This is a genomic window from Myxococcus virescens, assembly GCF_900101905.1.
In the GTDB taxonomy this organism is placed as follows: domain Bacteria; phylum Myxococcota; class Myxococcia; order Myxococcales; family Myxococcaceae; genus Myxococcus; species Myxococcus virescens.
The window spans coordinates 258,459-275,162 of record NZ_FNAJ01000004.1 but is presented as its reverse complement, the minus strand read 5'-3'; the positions used below and the strand labels follow the sequence as shown (position 1 = coordinate 275,162).

General features: G+C 69.4%; 15 protein-coding genes. 11 read left to right on the top strand and 4 right to left on the bottom strand.

Annotation, left to right across the window (positions count from 1 at the left end; all coding sequences use genetic code 11):
* Positions 1-5 precede the first annotated feature (5 nt).
* The 4 genes from BLU09_RS14630 (at position 6) to BLU09_RS14615 (ending at position 6,805) form a co-directional block, all read left to right on the top strand.
* On the top strand, positions 6-977 hold the full coding sequence (locus BLU09_RS14630) for a cysteine hydrolase family protein (RefSeq protein WP_090490166.1): 972 nt from the start codon (positions 6-8) through the stop codon (positions 975-977).
* A 105-nt stretch (positions 978-1,082) separates the two neighbouring features.
* A complete protein-coding gene (locus BLU09_RS14625) occupies positions 1,083-3,584 on the top strand; it encodes a type VI secretion system Vgr family protein (protein ID WP_090490165.1) in 2,502 nt (833 codons plus the stop codon).
* Positions 3,585-3,632: 48 nt separating this feature from the next.
* Positions 3,633-5,642: an amidohydrolase family protein gene (locus BLU09_RS14620; protein ID WP_090490164.1), complete on the top strand. Its 2,010-nt coding sequence runs from the start codon at positions 3,633-3,635 to the stop codon at positions 5,640-5,642.
* Positions 5,643-5,653: 11 nt separating this feature from the next.
* Positions 5,654-6,805 (top strand): hypothetical protein, encoded by a 1,152-nt coding sequence (locus BLU09_RS14615; protein ID WP_090490163.1) that lies wholly within the window; start codon positions 5,654-5,656, stop codon positions 6,803-6,805.
* Positions 6,806-6,894: 89 nt separating this feature from the next.
* Here the strand turns inward: BLU09_RS14615 and BLU09_RS14610 are convergent, their stop codons facing one another.
* The 3 genes from BLU09_RS14610 to BLU09_RS14600 all read right to left on the bottom strand — a co-directional run bounded on the left by BLU09_RS14610 (position 6,895) and on the right by BLU09_RS14600 (position 10,034).
* Positions 6,895-8,010, bottom strand: a complete 1,116-nt coding sequence (locus BLU09_RS14610) for a glycerate kinase (RefSeq protein WP_090490162.1) — start codon at positions 8,008-8,010, stop codon at positions 6,895-6,897.
* A gap of 214 nt (positions 8,011-8,224) precedes the next feature.
* Positions 8,225-8,713, bottom strand: a complete 489-nt coding sequence (locus tag BLU09_RS14605) for a YkgJ family cysteine cluster protein (protein WP_090490161.1) — start codon at positions 8,711-8,713, stop codon at positions 8,225-8,227.
* Between the two features lie 10 nt (positions 8,714-8,723).
* Entirely contained in the window at positions 8,724-10,034 is a 1,311-nt protein-coding gene (locus BLU09_RS14600) for a class I SAM-dependent rRNA methyltransferase (RefSeq protein WP_186817815.1), read from the bottom strand.
* A 29-nt stretch (positions 10,035-10,063) separates the two neighbouring features.
* Here BLU09_RS14600 and BLU09_RS14595 point away from each other — a divergent pair, with 29 nt between their 5' ends.
* Both BLU09_RS14595 and BLU09_RS14590 read left to right on the top strand, forming a co-directional pair.
* Positions 10,064-10,594, top strand: a complete 531-nt coding sequence (locus tag BLU09_RS14595; protein WP_090490160.1) for a hypothetical protein — start codon at positions 10,064-10,066, stop codon at positions 10,592-10,594.
* A 51-nt stretch (positions 10,595-10,645) separates the two neighbouring features.
* Positions 10,646-11,224 (top strand): FxsA family protein, encoded by a 579-nt coding sequence (locus tag BLU09_RS14590; protein WP_090490159.1) that lies wholly within the window; start codon positions 10,646-10,648, stop codon positions 11,222-11,224.
* Positions 11,225-11,239: 15 nt separating this feature from the next.
* Here the strand turns inward: BLU09_RS14590 and BLU09_RS14585 are convergent, their stop codons facing one another.
* Positions 11,240-12,340 (bottom strand): acyltransferase family protein, encoded by a 1,101-nt coding sequence (locus BLU09_RS14585; protein WP_373284015.1) that lies wholly within the window; start codon positions 12,338-12,340, stop codon positions 11,240-11,242.
* A 119-nt stretch (positions 12,341-12,459) separates the two neighbouring features.
* Between BLU09_RS14585 and BLU09_RS14580 the strand changes: the two genes are divergently transcribed.
* The 5 genes from BLU09_RS14580 (at position 12,460) to BLU09_RS14560 (ending at position 16,697) form a co-directional block, all read left to right on the top strand.
* Positions 12,460-13,272 carry a YfiM family lipoprotein gene (locus tag BLU09_RS14580; protein WP_090490157.1) on the top strand — a complete coding sequence of 271 codons (813 nt, stop codon included), beginning with the start codon at positions 12,460-12,462 and terminating at the stop codon, positions 13,270-13,272.
* Positions 13,273-13,507: 235 nt separating this feature from the next.
* Positions 13,508-14,617, top strand: a complete 1,110-nt coding sequence (locus tag BLU09_RS14575; RefSeq protein WP_090490156.1) for a cytochrome-c peroxidase — start codon at positions 13,508-13,510, stop codon at positions 14,615-14,617.
* Positions 14,618-14,658: 41 nt separating this feature from the next.
* Positions 14,659-15,057 (top strand): hypothetical protein, encoded by a 399-nt coding sequence (locus BLU09_RS14570; protein ID WP_090490155.1) that lies wholly within the window; start codon positions 14,659-14,661, stop codon positions 15,055-15,057.
* Positions 15,058-15,240: 183 nt separating this feature from the next.
* Complete coding sequence (locus BLU09_RS14565) at positions 15,241-16,083, top strand: c-type cytochrome (RefSeq protein WP_090490154.1); 843 nt, start codon at positions 15,241-15,243, stop codon at positions 16,081-16,083.
* Positions 16,080-16,697, top strand: a complete 618-nt coding sequence (locus BLU09_RS14560) for a respiratory nitrate reductase subunit gamma (protein ID WP_090490153.1) — start codon at positions 16,080-16,082, stop codon at positions 16,695-16,697. Before BLU09_RS14565 ends, BLU09_RS14560 begins: the two co-directional genes overlap by 4 nt.
* Positions 16,698-16,704 lie beyond the last annotated feature (7 nt).

Here is a 16,704-nt window from a genome sequence, read left to right as displayed (position 1 = left end):
CCGACATGCCCTTGCCCATTCCCCGCTTTCACGAGGACGCCCGCGTCAGCCAGCTCTACCTGGAGCGTGGCGCGGAGGTGACCGAGGAGGCCCTCCGCTACGTGGCGGAGCACCGCATCCGCCCCGCGCGTGAGGACGCGACGCGCATCGCCGCGTTCGGCATCGACGTGCAGGTGGCCTTCTGCACGCCGGGCGCCAGCCTCTTCGTGCCCGGCGCGGTGGAGGACACCCAGCGCGCGCTGCGCTGGCTCTACGCGAACCTGGACCGGGTGACGGAGCTGGTGTTCTCGCTGGACACGCACCACGCGTACCACGTGTTTCATCCGTCCTGGTGGCGGGACGCGGAAGGCCGGCCGCCGCCGCCATTGACGGCCATCACCGCGGCGGATGTTCGCTCCGGCCGCTGGCGGGCCACGCGCTTCCACGAGGAGAGCCTGGCCTACTGCGAGCAACTGGAGGCCAGCGGCCGGTACGTGCTCACCGTCTGGCCCTTCCACGCGATGCTGGGCGGCCTGAGCCACGCGCTGGTTCCGTCCGTCTTCGAGGCGAGCCTCTTCCATGCCCTGGTGCGCGACATGCCCACGCACTTCGAGCTGAAGGGGGAGCACCCGCTCACGGAGAACTACTCCGTGCTCTCACCCGAGGTGACGGAGCTGAAGGGGCAGCAGGTCGGGGCCTTCAACACGCGCCTCTTCGAGCGTCTGATGTCCTTTGACCGCGTCTATGTCTTCGGTCAGGCCAGCTCCCACTGCGTGCTGAACACGCTGCTGGACCTGCGGCGTCACATCGAACAGACGGACCCGTCGAAGATGGGCCGCATCCACATCCTGGAGGACGCCATGAGTCCGGTGCCGGCGCCTCCCCTGGAGCCGCTGCCCGCCTCGTTGGACTTCCCCCGGTTGGCGAAGGAGGCCCTCCGGGACTTCCAGGCGGCGGGGATGCGGGTGGTCCGAACCTCGGACCCGCTGGAAGGGTAGCCGGGCGGCATTCCGGGCGCGTGCTCCCCCGTACCCAGCGTGTGGTAGAATCTCCCGTTCGTTCCCGGCGAGGCTGGGGACCTCCGCGTCGGTGAAGGGGGAGTCATGGCCGCTCAATTCAATCCGCCTGCGTTCACGGTGCAGGTCGGCTCACACGGCGCGGATGCGCTGAGTGTTTCGAGCATTTCCGGCACCGAGGCGTTGAGCCACCTGTTCGACTTCCGGGTGGACTTCTTCGCCAAGGATGGCAACCCCATCGCCACCAGTGAGCTGCTGGAGCAGGACGCGTTGCTCACCCTCTCCATCCGCGACAGCGCGCCCCGCTACGTGCACGGCTGGGTCCGCGAGGTGGAATCGCTGGGCATGAAGACGGGCCGCCGCCGCTACCGCGCGCACGTGGTGCCCCGGCTGTGGCGGCTCACCCAGCACCACCGCAGCCGCATCTTCCAGCAGAAGTCCGTGCCGGACATCCTCAAGGACGTCCTGGACGCGGCGGGCGTGAAGACGCGGCTGGCCCTGTCCGGCAGCTACGCCCCCCGCGAGTACTGCGTGCAGTACCGGGAGAGCGACTTCGCCTTCCTCAGCCGCCTCATGGAGTGGGAAGGCATCTTCTACTTCTTCGAGCACACCGAGGACGGGCACACCCTGGTGCTGGGGGACAAGCCCAGCGCGCACGCGCCCCTGCCGCAGGGCCAGCAGCTCCCGCTGCGTCCCAGCCTGGGCAAGGAGGTCGTGGAGGGTGAGTACCTCTCCGCGCTGGAAGTGGTGCACCGGCTGCGCCCCGGCGCCGTGCACCTGAAGGACTTCGACTTCGAGAAGCCTGGCCTGGACATCTCCGGCAAGGCGCAGGCGCCCGAAGGTGTCACGGAGCTGGAGCTCTACGACTATCCGGCGGGCTACGTGGCGCCGGGCGTGGGCAAGGCGGCGACGAACGTGCGCACGGAAGCGGCCAGCATGGGCGGGCGCACGCTGATGGGGCAGGGCGTGGCGCCGCGCCTGACGCCCGGGTACCTGCTGGAGGTGCAGTCCCCGGAGGATGGCACCTTCGCGGGTGAGTACCTGGTGACGGAGGTGGTGCATTCGGGCACGCAGCCGGACGTCAGCGCGGGCAGCGAGGCGATTCAGGGCCTGTACCGCAACCAGTACCAGCTGCTGCCCAAGGCCGTGCCCTTCCGGCCCCGGCGCCTGACGCCCCTGCCGCAGCTGGCGGGTCCGCAGACGGCCACGGTGGTGGGCCCCGCGGGCGAGGAGATTCACACCGACGAGCACGGGCGCATCAAGGTGCAGTTCCACTGGGACCGCGAGGGCAAGCGCGACGAGCGGTCCTCGTGCTGGGTGCGCGTGGGCCAGCCGTGGGGCGGCCCGGCCTGGGGTGACGTGTGGCTGCCGCGCATCGGCCAGGAGGTGGTGGTGCGCTTCCTGGAAGGCGACCCGGACCGGCCGCTGGTGGCGGGCGCCGTCTACAACGGCACCAACACGGTGCCGTATGGCCTGCCGGGGGAGAAGACGAAGTCCACGCGCAAGAGCGCCTCCAGCCTGGGCAGTGACGGCTTCAACGAGGTCCGCATCGAGGACGCGGCGGGCCAGGAGGAGGTCTTCACCCACGCGCAGAAGGACGAGGACCTGCTCACGGAGAACGACAAGGACCAGCAGGTGACGGGCTTCGAGGACCTGCTGGTGAAGAAGGACCGCAAGCGCACGGTGGAGGGCAACCAGGAGCTGCGCGTGGGCTTGGACGACGTGGGCGTCGTCGAGCAGAACCAGACGTTGGTGGTGCAGGGCAACCGCTCCACCCGGACGACGCTGTCTCACGACGAGGAAGTGGAGGGCAACCAGACGATGACGGTGGGCGGCAACCTCACCGCGCTGGTGCTCCAGGGCGCCATGGAGAACGTGGGGGCCGCGAAGGCCACCACCATTGGCGGCGCCTACAGCGTCAACGTGGCGCTGGCCTACAACGAGGCCACCGGCGGCGCGCGCGGCCTCCAGGTCGCCGCCGCGCACACCGAGCACGTGCTGGGCTCGCGGCAGGAGACGGTCGGCAAGGACAAGACGGTGGACGTCGGCATGGACTGGGACTTGCGCACCAAGGGCCAGCTCACGCTGACCATCGGCAAGGACTGGGAAGAGGACATCGGGAAGACGACCGGCCTCTACATCACCGAGGACATGGCGGGCCTGGCCAAGAAGTTCGAGCTGAAGGCAGACACCTTCTCGCTGCTCGTCGGTGACAACCTCATCCTGAAGATGGAGAAGTCCGGCAAGGTGACCTTCGCCCTCAAGACGCTCACCGTCGACGGCAAGGAAGTGAAGATCAAGGGCGGCAAGGTGAAGATGGAGGCGGCTGGTTCGCTCAAGAGCGACTCGCGCAAGGCGAAGGAGCTGGAGCACTTCAAGGAGCCAGACCCCGTCAACGTCGAGTTCAACCTCAAGGGCATGGACGGCAAGCCCATCAAGGACCAGCCCTTCGAGCTGCACATGCCCGACGGCACCATCAAGAAGGGCCGCGTGGACGGGAGCGGGAAGGGCGTGGTGGAGAAGGTGCCGCCCGGCGACTACCGCGTCGTCTTCCCGGAGATGTCAGGCCGCATCAACAAGGGTTCCTGAGCCGCACCCGCCCGCGCGGGCACACGCGCCATTTCGGATAGGCCAGCGATGGAAACGTACGTCGTCAAGGACGGGGACTCCCCCGACTCAATCGCGCAGAAGTACGGGTTCAAGGAATGGAAGCTCATCTACGAGCATCCGGACAACGGGGGCCTGCGCGCCACGCGCGGCGCCAATGAAGTGAAGGCGGATGACCGGGTCATCATCCCGGACCTGCCAGAGAACCAGGTGTCCGCCGGAGGGCCGCAGAACCTCATCGCCACGCCGGGAACGCCGCTCACCTTGCCGCCCGTCCACTTCGACGCGCACATGCACATCATGAGCGGCAACTGCACGCCCATGCCCGCGCTGGTGCAGATGATGAAGGACAAGGGCCTGGGCTTTCTCATCGGCACGGGCACCAGCCGCACGAAGATCAACCGCCTGGGCTTCTGGGCGGCGAAAATCCCGTTCGCGCCCGACATTGGTGATGTGTCCCACCGCGACACGCACCGCATTGGCGAAGAGGCCGTGCGCTCCAATGACAGCCTTGCCCAGGACCGGACGGGATACACCTCGGATGGAATGGGCAACGTGGAGGAGTACACCATCCCCGCGCCCCTGCGAGCCTATGCGTCCACGCAGGGCCACGCGGAGGCCAGCGCTTCCTACCTGGGCATGTCCATCGTCCTCACCATGGACATGGATTACTGCCACCTGGCTGGCTACCAGGGGGACCCTATCTACAGCTCGGATTTCGATGGGGCCGAGCCCCGCTTCACCTACCGCTGGCGCACGAAGTCCGATGACCCTGGCGAGCTGATTGAAGCGAAGTCCGATGAGATACGGCTTCACGAGACGTGGGACCGGCAGCTCCGGCACACCGAGCAGGTGGTCGCGGAGAATCCCTTCCGGCTGCTGCCCATGTTTCACTTCGAACCGCGCCGCTTCATCAAGAACGAGGACAAGTCGTTCCCCTTCGAGAAGGTGGTGACGGCCTCCAAGGCGGCTCCCTACATCGGCTTCAAGATGTACACGCCCCAGGGCTACATGCCCAAGGAGCGCCATGCGCCGGTGAAGGACATCCTGAGCTGGTTCTTCTCCGAGTGCGCGTCGAACGACATCCCGCTGATGACCCACTGCACGCCGTCCGGCTTCTACACGCACGAGCGGCGCTTCTACCTGGACCACGAGCCGGACGAGGCCATCCGCAACGACCCGAAGTACTGGCCTTCGAAGGAAGCCATCGCCAAGGCCGACGCGGACATCACCAAGGCGCGCGACTACGTGACGGAGCTGGAGGCGAGCTGGAAGAGCCACATCCCGCTCGTGCTCCGCCGCGCGCGCAATGGCGTGGAGGACGCCATCGAGGCCAAGGAGAAGCTGCTGAACCCGGGCCGGATGCGCTACTTCTATGAGAACTACGTGCACCCGGAAGCGTGGCGTCCGGTGCTCAATGACAACCCGAAGCTGCGCCTGTGCCTGGCGCACTTTGCCAGTGACGGCACCTTCTGGGACTTCCGCAAGGGATTGACCGTCAAGCAGGATGGCCAGAAGGTTCAGTACGACAAGAGCTGGATTGGCTCCATCGTCGAGCTGTGCAACGAGTTCCCCAACTTCTACACGGACATCTCCTATCTGGACCTGATGGAGAAGCAGAAGTGGAAGCTGCTGGCTGACATCCTCAAGTCCAGTCCATGGATGCTGAAGAAGATCATGTTCGGCACCGACTGGTACATGATTACCGCCGAGCCCGTGGCGTACGCGGCCTGGTACAGCCGCACCATCCGCGGGCTGGAGTTCATCCAGAAGGAGCTGCCGACGCAGGTGAACCTCTTCACCCAGTTCGCCATCGTCAATCCCATGCGCTACTACCGCATGATGGAGGTCGCTCCGAAGATGAAGGAGGGCCTCAAGAAGCTTCAAACGGACCTCAACGTGACGGGCGCCGCGGTGGACAAGCTCGAGGACAACTTCACGACGCTGATGCGGCTGCAGCACCCGCTGGAACAGATTGACAAGGCGGGCGGCCTGGCCAGCGGTCCCATGTTGTTCACCGCGACCACGAAGGCGAAGTAGGAGCCCCGCCCATGGAGCCCAACAAGGACCCCTTCCTGCTGACGCCTCAACTGCCCGCGGCCGCGGCGCCCGTGCGTCATCCGTCGCCGTTCCCCTGGAATCAGGTGGCGCTCGTGTTTCCATCGCCGGCGCCGGATTCGGTGTCGGTGCTCACGCTGAATGACAAGCTCTGGCGGCTGGAGCTGTCCGGCTCCGAGGTGCGCCGCGTCGAGGTGGATGACGAGTACCTGGAGCAGGTCTCCGGAGGCGAGCTGCAAGGGATGCTGCCTCCATCATCCACGCACCTGGCGTACCTCCAGACTCGAAGCCTGGTGATGTACGACCTCAAGTGGCAACTGGCCAAGACGTGGTTCATGGTCGAGCGACTGGAGGAGGTCGCCATCCGCGGCGCGTGGATTTCTCACGCCCCGCTGGTGGTGGCGGCGGAGCTGGAGGACACCACGAATTATGCCCGCACCTCCCGCATCTCCTTCCGGCTGCGCACCTGGCGGCTGGAGGGCGAAAAGCGCGCGAAGTTGGGCTCGCTGGAGCTGGGCTCCGTCGTCGGCGCGGTGAAGTGGGACGCGGGGGCGGGGCTGGTCGCGGTGCAGAAGCCCGGCGTGCCGCTGGAGCTCTATGGGCCTGACCTGGCCAAGCCCCAGCCGGAGCACCCGCTGGCGCTCGCGCTGCGCAAGCTGTCGGTGGATGGCCTCACGTTGCAGTCGCTGCGTTTGCATCCCTCGTTGCCGGTGGCGCTCGTGGCACTGGGCCGTGACGTGACGCCGAAGCGGGAGGAGGGGAAGGAGAAGCCCGAGGACCCTGGCATCTGGCGCGTGTCGTGGGAAGGCGCGCCCGCGGTGACGGTGCGGCTGGCGCGCCATGCCTCCGGGGAGTCGGTGACGCTGGGCTCGCTGTCACCCGAGGGGGACTGGCTCTTCTACCGCGTCCTGAACAGCGCGGGCCGCAACCCGCACCTCTACGTGCAGCAGGTGGGCGCGGCCTTCAAGCCGCCGCTGGCGCTGGGCGCTGTTCCAGAGAAGGGCGCGGCGCTGCTGTGGACGGGCGGGGCGCCGTCGCTCGTCATGTATGACGGGACGAAGGACGCGCTGGTTCACTGGAAGCTGGCGGGCGCGGCGGCACCGGCGAAGCCTCCCGCGTCGCCGCCCAAGCCAGACGGGAAGTGAGGGGACGGCGCAGCGTCCCTTGAGACGCTGCGCGGCGCCGGCGACGCCTCACTCGCGTCGTCAGGCCCGGAAGGATGTGACGGCTCGGCTCAGCGTCCCTTGAGACGCTGGGCCGCCCAGCGCGCGGCGGCTTCGCACAGCACCTTCGAGGCCGCTTCGCCCGGCTGGGCGTGGGCGCTCAGCTCCACCACCTCGTGGAAGAGGTCCAGCGCCAGGCCTTCATCCCGCTGCACCTGTCCGGCGAAGAGCACCACCGGCGTGCCGTGCTCGCGAGCCAGCCTCGCGATGCCGCCCGGGCCCTTGCCCAGCGACGTCTGACGATCGAAGCGTCCCTCACCGGTCAGCACCACGTCCGCCATCAGCACGCGCCGCTCCAGGCCCAGCGCGCGTGACACCAGCTCGTAGCCGGGCACCAGTCGCGCGCCAGTGAGGGCCAGCAGGCCAAACCCAAAGCCTCCCGCCGCTCCCGCGCCGGGCCAGCCCGCGGACGTATCCCCCAGCACCGTCGCCGCGTGTGCCAACGCCGCCTCCAGTGCTTCCACGCCGGCCTCGTCCGCGCCCTTCTGCGGACCGAAGAGCCGCGCGGCTCCGTCCGGCCCCAACAGGGGCGAGGTGACGTCCGTGGCACCCAGCAGCTCCACGGCGCCCAGGCGAGGATGACGGCCACTCGCGTCCACGCGGGCGAGCTGGGCCAGCGCCGCGCCTCCCGGGGGAAGAGGCTGTCCTCGCGCGTCCAGGAAGCGGAAGCCCAGTGCGCTGAGCGCCCCGGTGCCCGCGTCCGTGGTGGCGCTGCCACCCAGGCAGACGATGAGGCGTTCGCAGCCCGACTCCAGCGCCGCGTGCATCAGCTCGCCGGTGCCATACGTGGATGCCTTCAACGCATCGCGAGCCTCGGGCGCCAGCAGCGACAGGCCGGACGCGGAGGCCATCTCCACCACCGCCGTGCGTCCGTCCTCCACCAGGGCCCAGTGTGCTTCCACGGGCGCGCCCAGCGGTCCACGCACCACCTGCTGACGACGCTCGCCGCGCAGGCCCGTCAGCAGCGCTTCCACCGTCCCAGGCCCGCCATCCGCGAGCGGCGCCACGTCCAACACCACTTCCGGCGAGGACTCACGGAGGCCGCGAGCCATGGCTTCAGCCGCTTCCACGGCGGACAGCGTTCCCTTGAATTCTTGCGGTGCGACGAGCCAGCGAGGAGAAATCACGGTGAAGGGCTTGGCGCTTTCTGAGGTGTCCAGGGAACTCCAGAAGGCCAGGGGACCTGTACCGCGTCCTCTACCTGCGAGAGCCCCCACCCCTGGCATACCACTCCCAACGTCATTCCCACTCCTGGGGTGATGCGTGTTTCATCACTTCTATGTATCAACCGGACGTTAGCGCCGCGAATTCCTACAAAGACTTGAATTGAAAAGTGGCAATTCAAGCTTTTGTCGCCGCGTGCCAGGCCTCCTCATGCCAGTCCAGCAAAGGGCGCGGAGCCTTCAGTGAAGGGGCCACGCGCTGAGACACACGCTCCAGCCGCTCCAGCAGCGTGGCCACCGTCTCCGCGGGTTGGCGTGAGGGGCCTTGGATGCGCTGGCAGAAGAAGGTCCGGCAGCCGAAGGGCCGGTCCGCGTACACCGAGCAGCGCAGGCCCGTGGCGTCCAGGTAGGGACAGCCGCCGTCCGTGCGAGGTGGCGGCAGCGGGCGCCCTCGGGACAGCAGCTCCCATTCGGGCTGCCACAGCCAGGGCTGGCGCTTCGTGATGGCCAGCTGACAGCACTCGCCGCTGGCCGGGCAGGAGTAGGGGGCGTAGGCCGCGTCCGCCTGGCGGTAGACGGCGCGCACCTCCTTCAGCGCGCGCTCCCTTTCGCGGGTGCCACCCAGGGGCGCGTCGTCGTCCTCGTCGTCCCAGTCCCGCGTCCGCATGGGCGAGTCCTCAGAGCACCCGGAGCACGAAGCACTTCAGGTAGCGCGTCTCACGCAGGTTGAGCAGCACGGGGTGGTCCCGGCCGGCGCCGCGGCGCTCGATGATTTGCACGCGGCGGCGGGCATCCGCGGCGGCGGAGGCGAGCATGTCCTCGAAGGCCTGCTCGTCCACGTGGTACGTGCAGCTGGCGGAGATGAGGATGCCGCCGGGCCGCAACAGCTGCAGGGCGCGGAGGTTGATTTCCTTGTACCCGCGCACCGCGGCGGGGATGGCGTCCTTGTTCTTCGCGAAGGACGGCGGGTCCAGGACGATGGTGTCGAAGCGTTTGCCCTCGTCCACCGCGTCGCGGAGGAAGTCGAAGGCGTTGGCCACCACCACGTCCAGGTTGTTCAGCTTGTTGGCCGCGGCGTTCTCCCGAAGCTGCGCCGAGGCCGCTTCAGAGATTTCAATCGCCGTGACGTGCCTGGCCCGCGTGGCGAGCTGGAGCGCGAAGCCGCCGACGTAGGAGAAGCAGTCCAGCGCCTCGCCGTGGGCATAGCTCGCGGCCATGACGTGATTCTCGCGCTGGTCCAGGAAGGCGCCCGTCTTCTGGCCCTCCAGCAGGTCCGCGCGCATCTTCACCAGGCCCTCGTCGAAGGACACCGGGCCGGGATGTTCGCCGCGCAGCACGCCCTTCTCCGGAGTGAGGCCCTCCAGGTTGCGGACGCCCACGTCGGAGCGGTTGATGATGCCGCGCGGGTTGAACTGCGCCTGGAGCAGGTCGGCGATGAGCGCCTTGCGCTGCTCCATGGCGGGGACCAGGAACTGCACGCTGAGGAAGTCGCCGTAGCGGTCCACCACGAGCCCGGGCAGCCCGTCCGCCTCGCCATGCACCAGGCGGTACGTCTTCTCCCCCGGGAGCGCGAGCTGGCGCAGCCGGTCCGCGGCCAGGAGCCGCTCCCGGAAGAAGTCCGCGTCCACCGCGACGTCGTCGAAGGAGAGCCAGCGCAGGGAAATCTTCGAGTGCTTCGAATAGAAGGCCTTGCCCAGGAACCATCCCCGGGTGTCCGTCACGCGCACCACCTCGCCGCCGGGCAGTCCGGGGTCGCCGTTCAGGTCCGCGCGGTAGATCCACGGGTGGCCGCCCTGCCAGCGCTCCACGCCGCGGCGCAGCAGCGACACCTGGGGAAGGCCGTCCGGGCCCAGCTCGGGCGAGGTGCGGTCCGGGGCGGGCTTCTCGGGGCGGGTGTGGGGACGGCCCCGGCCCTGCTGCTGAGAGGAGGGGCCCGAGGGCCGGTTTCCGCTTCGGCGCGGGTAGGGGGGCTTGGAAGAGGTGGACATGGCGTTCGCGGCGTATACTCGCAACCCGCGTGAGATACGAGTTGCTCCTCCAGACGATGACGCCGGGCTCGCCTTATGAGGCAGCGCGGGTGGATGCCCTCCTTTCCGAGCGGGGTGTGGTCGCCCGGCCGGACGGCGTGCGCAGGTGGTCCTTCAAGAACGGCGACGTCGACGTCGGCGAGCTGCGTGAGGGCGGACAGGTGGTGGCCACCGAGCTGCGCGTGCCGCTGTCGGACCGCCCCGACCTGATGCGCGAGGCCGTGGAGGCCGCGGCGGCCCTGGCCTCCGAGGCCGGTGTCCGGCTGGTGGACCCGCAGCTGGGCCGCTCGCTGACCGGCAAGGACGACGCCGGAGTGGTGGAGCAATACGTCCGCACGGCGCGCTACGCGGGCGAGGTGGCCGGCGTGCCCGAGGCGATGGGCGCGGGCAGCTACGCGCTGGAGACGGAGGGCTCCCGCGGCTTCCAGCTCTCCACGCGCATGGTCCTCATCGCCATTGGCATCTTCGTGGTCCTGTACCTGGTGGTGGACACCCTGGTGGGGCAGCTCGGCGGGCGCTGACGCGGCGGCGGAAGACGAGCACGACCCCTCTCGAAGCGTTACCTTGGGGGCGTGTTCCGCTACCTCCTCCTCGCCCTCATCGTGGTGCCCTTCCTCGAGCTCTACCTGCTCCTGGCCATTGGCCGGCAGATAGGGCCCATGCCCACCCTTGCCTGGGTGCTGGTGTCCGGCCTGGTGGGCACCGCGCTCTCCCGGCGGGAGGGCAGGCGGGTGCTGCGCCACTGGCGTGAGTCCATGGCGCGCGGCCAGGTGCCCGAGGAAGGCATCCTCAGTGGCGTGCTGGTGCTGGCCGGCGGCGTGTTGCTCGTCATCCCTGGCGTCATCACCGACGTCGTGGGGCTGCTGCTCCTGCTGCCGCCCGTGCGGCGCCTCATCTCCGCGCGCGTGCGCCGCACCCTGGAGCGCAAGGTGCGTGCTGGCTCGATGCACGTCACCACCTTCGGTGGCGGGGCGTTTGGGGGCGGCTTCCACGCGTCCGTGGGAGGCCCTTTCCCTGGAGGCCCCGTGCCGCGTTCTCCGCGGACCGGTGCCCTGGAGCCGGACGCCGGCGGCACCGAGGCCCGCCGGCCTCAGGACCCGCAGCCGGAGGTGGACGCCGAGTTCACCGAGGAGGAGCCCAGGCGGAGCTGACGCGCCGCCCGGACGTCAGTTCCCGCGCGAGCCCAGGCTGCCCACGCTGGCCTCCAGCGTGGTGGAGCCGGTGCGCCACGGCCGGGCCTGGTCCCTCAGCCACGTCCCAAGGCGGGCCACCAGGGCGCAGCCCACCAGCAGCGATACGCCGATGCCCAGTCCCTCCGGAAGCGTCAGGGTGGGGCCCACGCGGCTGGACAGGCCCGCGTAGCTGGACCAGCCGTACACGATGGGCAGGTGCAGCACGTAGACCCAGAGCGACAGGCGGCCCAGAGGCGCCAGCAGGCCGCTGACCTTGCGCGGCAGCAGGTTGACCACGCCCAGCACCATCATCCCCTGGCCCACGCGGTACGCCACCAGCCACGCGCTGGCGGTGCCCCAGTCCTGGTTCTGTCCGCGCATGAACCAAAAGAGGCCGCCGCCCAGAATCAGCAGCGCCAGCCCCTGCGGCACGCCGGGGCGGAGGGTACCCAGCAGGCTCGCGGCCAGGGCGCCCGCGAAGAAGTAGCTGGCCCACGGGAAGAAGGGGAAGCGGCTGGCGCCGCCACTGCCGATGAACTGGGTCAGCGGCCCGGGCAACCCTTCGCCCAGGGTCCACAGGGTGGCGCTCACCAGCGGCAGGCCCACCGCGACCACCGCCAGCATCACCGTGCGTCCCCAGCGGCCCGGCGTCACCGCCAGCAGGGTGGCGCCCGCCAGGAGGGCGAAGCCGATGCATTGGAGCGCGTCGAAGACGAGCACCTTCGTCAGCATCCGCTCGGTCATCCCCATCTGGATGACCGTGGACCACCCGGGCCAGTGGACGAGGTAGCCCAGGAAGATGAGCAGCAGCGCGCGCCGCACTCGCTTGCCGTAGGTGTCCCGGGCCGCCGTGGGCTTCGAGCCCAGCGCCGCGACCACCGCCCACCCCGCGACCATCAGGAACAGGGGCGCGGTGATGCCTCGGCAGGTCCAGTAGTGCTGGACCCACACGTCCGCGCGCACGGCCGGCGACAACACCGCGTCCAGCGTGTGGCCAATGACCATCGCCATCACCGCGAGTCCGCGCGCGCAGTCGAGCCCGGGGTGCCGGGTGTCTCGTTTCTGGAAGGTGAAGGTAGGGCCGAGTTGACTCACGAGGTCCCCAGCATAGGCCGTGACTCGGGCTGCGTCTCGAAAACGCATGAACCCGTCAGCCCCCACTTCACGGAGAGACAGGGCACCCTGACGGGTCGTGTGGTGCTACAGGGAGGGACATGCGCCTGCACGCCCTGCTGCCCAGCTTGCTGTTGCTCGTCCTCCTGGCGCCTCTCGGCGCGCGCGCCGCGTCGGGTGATGCGTGGCTGGGGCCGGACAAGCCCAAACACTTCGCGGCGTGTTTCATGTTCGCGGGCGCGGGGTACGCCGGGGGCGCGCTGCTCTTCGACAATCCCCACGCGCGCTGGCTCACCGGCGCGGGGCTCGCGATGGGCGCGGGGGTGGGTAAGGAACTCTATGACTTGGGGCGCGGGACGACGTTCTCGATGAAGGACCTGGCATGGGACGCGGTGGGCGCGGCGTCCGGGCTCGCGGTGTCGTACGTGGTGGACCGGCTCGTCTTCCGCCGTGACGACACGCCGTCCGAGGTGGCCCGCCAGGCGCGGCTACGTCGCCCCGTCGCGCTCCGCCTCCACGTCGCCGGGGACGGGGGCCTCCCGGGTGGGCTCGCCACGCGCATGGCGTTCGACGAGCTGTACCAGCTCCTCTCGATGCAGCCTCGGGTCCACCGTCACCAGGGCGCCGCCGCGGCCGGAGTCGCTGGAGACGAGCACGGTGACCTTGCCGCGCGGGCACTGGTTCATGCAGCCGGAGGGGCGCACGCGGACCTGTTCCCCCAGGCCGCGTTCGGTGAGCGTGCCTTGGAGCCAGCGCGGCAGGTCCAGTCCTCCGGCACGCGTGCCGCCCTTCATCAGGCACTTCCGGCAGACGAGCACCTCCACGTCCTCCACCGGTCCACCATCGTTGCCGTCCCGCATCCGTCCTCCATCGTCTCGTCGATGCCGCTCGATGCGCCGCGCGCCCGGCCCTGAGGCACAGGGGCCCTGTTGGCTGAAGCACGCATGGCGGCCTGAGACTGGGAGGTAGCGCGCTGTCGGAAGTCTCGCAGGCCACCCTGGTCGTTCGAGTGCTTCCGGAGCGGGAAGGCGGCCCGGTGGCTGATGGGTCCGGAAAGCGGACGTACAGGGATGTCTCGACGCGGCATTCCTCCTGGGCTGATTGCTGGTAGCTTGCGCCGCGCTATCGAAGCGGCCATGGAGGGCTTCCATGATTCAGAACCGGTGGGTCTCGCTGCTGTCGCTGTCCGCTCTGGGCGTCAGTGCGCTCACGGGGTGTGAGCGGACGCCGCCGCCCGCCGAGGCGCCCGTGGCCGCGCCGGAAGCCCAGAAGCTGCCGGCGCCCAAGCCGATGACGGCCGAGCAGCTCGCGCACTTCTTCAAGCCGCTGCCTCAGCGCAAGGACGCGCCGCCTCCCCCCGAGGACACTGAAGCCCAGGTGGCGCTGGGGCGGATGCTCTACTTCGAGCCGCGCCTGTCGAAGAACCACGATGTGTCCTGCAACACCTGCCACGGCCTGACGACCTTCGGTGTGGACAACAAGGCGCTGTCGGACGGCCACAAGGGGCTGAAGGGCACGCGCAACTCGCCCACCGTGTACAACGCGGCCGGGCACATCGCGCAGTTCTGGGACGGGCGCGCGGACACGCTGGAGGCGCAGGCCACGGGCCCCATCCTCAATCCGGTGGAGATGGCCATGCCGGATGAGAAGCGCGTGCTGGCCACGCTGACCTCCATCCCGGAGTACACGAAGCGTTTCCGTGAGGCCTTCCCGGGCGACAAGAAGCCGGTGACCATGGCCAACACCGCGCGCGCCATCGCCGCCTTCGAGCGCAAGCTCGTCACGACCTCGCGCTTCGACGCCTTCGTGGGCGGCAAGCACGACGCGCTGACGGAGCAGGAGCAGCGGGGCCTGCAGCTCTTCGCCACCACCGGGTGCACCACCTGCCACAACGGCCCCGCCGTGGGCGGTACCTCTTTCCAGAAGCTGGGCCTCATCGAGGACTACCCGGGCCTGAAGGACGCGGGCCGCTTCGACGCCACGAAGAACGAGGATGACCGGGGCAAGTTCCGGGTGCCCACGCTCCTCAACGTGGACAAGACGGGGCCATACCTGCACGACGGCAGCGTGGTGGAGCTGCCGCAGATGGTGCGGCTGATGGCGAAGCACCAGCTGGCGCGCACGCTGACGGACCCGGAGGTGGACGACCTGGTCGCCTTCCTCAAGAGCCTCACGGGGGAATTGCCCCCCGCGGAGTTCATCGCCCCGCCGGAGCTTCCCCCCAGCACCGCGAAGACGCCCAAGCCGGACCCGTCTTGAAACGTGCGCGGCGCCCCGCGCGTTGCTAAGCAGCGAGGCCCATGGACCGAATGCTCTTCTACGCCCACTCCGGGCTCCGTTATCTGGTGCTGCTGGCTGGAATCCTGGCCCTCGCGTACTTCGCCTACGGGCTCGCCACCCGGAAGCCCTTCGACAAGCTGGGGCGCATCTTGGGCTCGGCCTACTCCGGGCTGCTCCAGCTTCAGGTGCTGCTGGGTGTTGGCGTGCTGGTGACGCGCTTCTATTACCCGGCGCTCATCGGGCACATCGTGATGATGGTGCTCGCCGCCGGCGTGGCGCAGGCGACGTTGTCCATCAACCGCCGCAAGCCGCAGCCGGCCTTCGTGCTGCCGCTGGTGGGCGTGGTGGTGTCCATCGTCTTCATCATCGGCGGCATCATGGCCATTGGCCGTGGCGTGTTCACCACGACGGCGATGTGAGCCGCGCCGGGTAAATGCTGCGCTGAATCACGGCGCGCGGCGCAAATGCTGCGCGCATCAGGCCAACCCCCACGCACGTCCGCCTGGGTGTTGGCCTTTCGTCATTCTGGCCCTCGCATTGCAATTCGTGTCACGCGTGCCGGGCAGTGAGCCCGGCCTCCCTTCGAGGAGGGGCACGCGGCGATGCGGACACACGCCCAGGACGGACGACCGCGCAGGGCGCGGGGGCTCGTCCCCGTCATTCAGCTTCTGGCCCTGGTGGCGGCGCCAGTGGCGGGAGCGCAGAGCGCCTCGCAAGGGGCCACGCTCTTCACGCAGCGCTGCGCCACCTGTCACACGGTGGGCGAGGGCGACCGCGTGGGGCCGGACCTGCACGGCGTCATGGAGCGGCGCGACGAGGCATGGGTCACCCGCTTCATCACCAGCCCCGGCGCCGTCATTGACGAAGGCGACCCGGTGGCCAACGCGCTGCTGAAGCAGTTCAACGGCATCCGCATGCCGGACCAGCAGCTCGCTCCCGAGGAACTCGGCGCCCTCTACGCCTTCTTCCGCGACTGCGCGAAGAAGGGGCCGGGCGGCTGCAAGCCGTCGCCCGCGGCGAAGATGGGCACGGACGCGACCTCGGAGGAGGTTGCGCGCGGCCGCCGGCTCTTCGAGGGCACGGAAGCCCTGGCGAAGGGCGGTCCCGCCTGTTTCGGCTGTCATGACGTGCGCGGGCTGGGCGTGGCGGGTGGCGGCACGCTGGGGCCCAACCTCACCTTCGCCTTCGCGCGCATGGGCGAGCGCGGCATGCGGCCTCTCCTGGCGAAGCTGGACACGCCGATGATGGCCGCGCTGTACGCGAAGGCCCCGCTGGAGGAGGAGGAGCAATACGCCCTCAAGGCGTACCTCGCGGACGTGTCGCGCGACGGCAGCAAGCCTCGCACGGACAGGGACTTCTTCTACCTGGGCCTCGTCGGGATGCTCGCGGTGCTCGGGTTCATGGGCGTTGCCTTCAACGCGCACACCAAGCGAGGTCAGCCGTGAGTGAAGCCCTCTTCTCCGCCATCCCCTACGTGGCGGCGGGCGCGGCCGTGGCGGGCGTGGCGCGCCGGCTGATGGCACGCGCGCCCGCGGGTGCCCCCAGCGCGCCCACGCCCTGGACGCTCTCTGGGCGGGCCGTGCTGGCGGGGGGCGTCATCGTGGCCCTCATCCACCTGCTGGGGCTGCTGGCGCCGCGTGCGATGCAGGCCTTCAATGCGTCGCCGGGCCGCCTCTTCACGCTGGAGGCGGTGGGCCTCATTGGCGCGCTGCTGCTCGCCTGGGGCCTGGTGGGCCTGACGCTGCGCCGCGCGCGAGAAGGGCAGTGGAGCACCGCCGCGCTGCTGGGGTTGCTGTTCGCGCAGTCGTGCTCCGGCCTCTACCTGGCGGTGGCGCTGCGCTGGGGCTCGGCCTGGTACGTCCACGTGGTGGTGCCGTACCTGCGCTCGGTGCTGGCCTTCCAGCCGGACGCGTCGCTGCTGGCGCAGGCGCCCTTCATCGTCCAGTTCCACACCCTGTTCGGGATGGTGGTGCTGGCGCTGGCTCTCTTCATCCGCGCGCGGCCCGAGCCCCTCACCGCGCCCCTGCTCGTCACGCCTCGGGAGGAGACCGCCCGCTGACGCGGCG

Coding starts and splice junctions, on each gene's coding strand:
- BLU09_RS14615 (WP_090490163.1), top strand. CDS start 5,654: ATGGAGCCCAACAAGGACCCCTTCCTGCTGACGCCTCAACTGCCCGCG.
- BLU09_RS14570 (WP_090490155.1), top strand. CDS start 14,659: ATGGACCGAATGCTCTTCTACGCCCACTCCGGGCTCCGTTATCTGGTG.
- BLU09_RS14575 (WP_090490156.1), top strand. CDS start 13,508: ATGATTCAGAACCGGTGGGTCTCGCTGCTGTCGCTGTCCGCTCTGGGC.
- BLU09_RS14565 (WP_090490154.1), top strand. CDS start 15,241: ATGCGGACACACGCCCAGGACGGACGACCGCGCAGGGCGCGGGGGCTC.
- BLU09_RS14625 (WP_090490165.1), top strand. CDS start 1,083: ATGGCCGCTCAATTCAATCCGCCTGCGTTCACGGTGCAGGTCGGCTCA.
- BLU09_RS14620 (WP_090490164.1), top strand. CDS start 3,633: ATGGAAACGTACGTCGTCAAGGACGGGGACTCCCCCGACTCAATCGCG.
- BLU09_RS14600 (WP_186817815.1), bottom strand. CDS start 10,034: ATGTCCACCTCTTCCAAGCCCCCCTACCCGCGCCGAAGCGGAAACCGG.
- BLU09_RS14605 (WP_090490161.1), bottom strand. CDS start 8,713: ATGCGGACGCGGGACTGGGACGACGAGGACGACGACGCGCCCCTGGGT.
- BLU09_RS14580 (WP_090490157.1), top strand. CDS start 12,460: ATGCGCCTGCACGCCCTGCTGCCCAGCTTGCTGTTGCTCGTCCTCCTG.
- BLU09_RS14630 (WP_090490166.1), top strand. CDS start 6: ATGCCCTTGCCCATTCCCCGCTTTCACGAGGACGCCCGCGTCAGCCAG.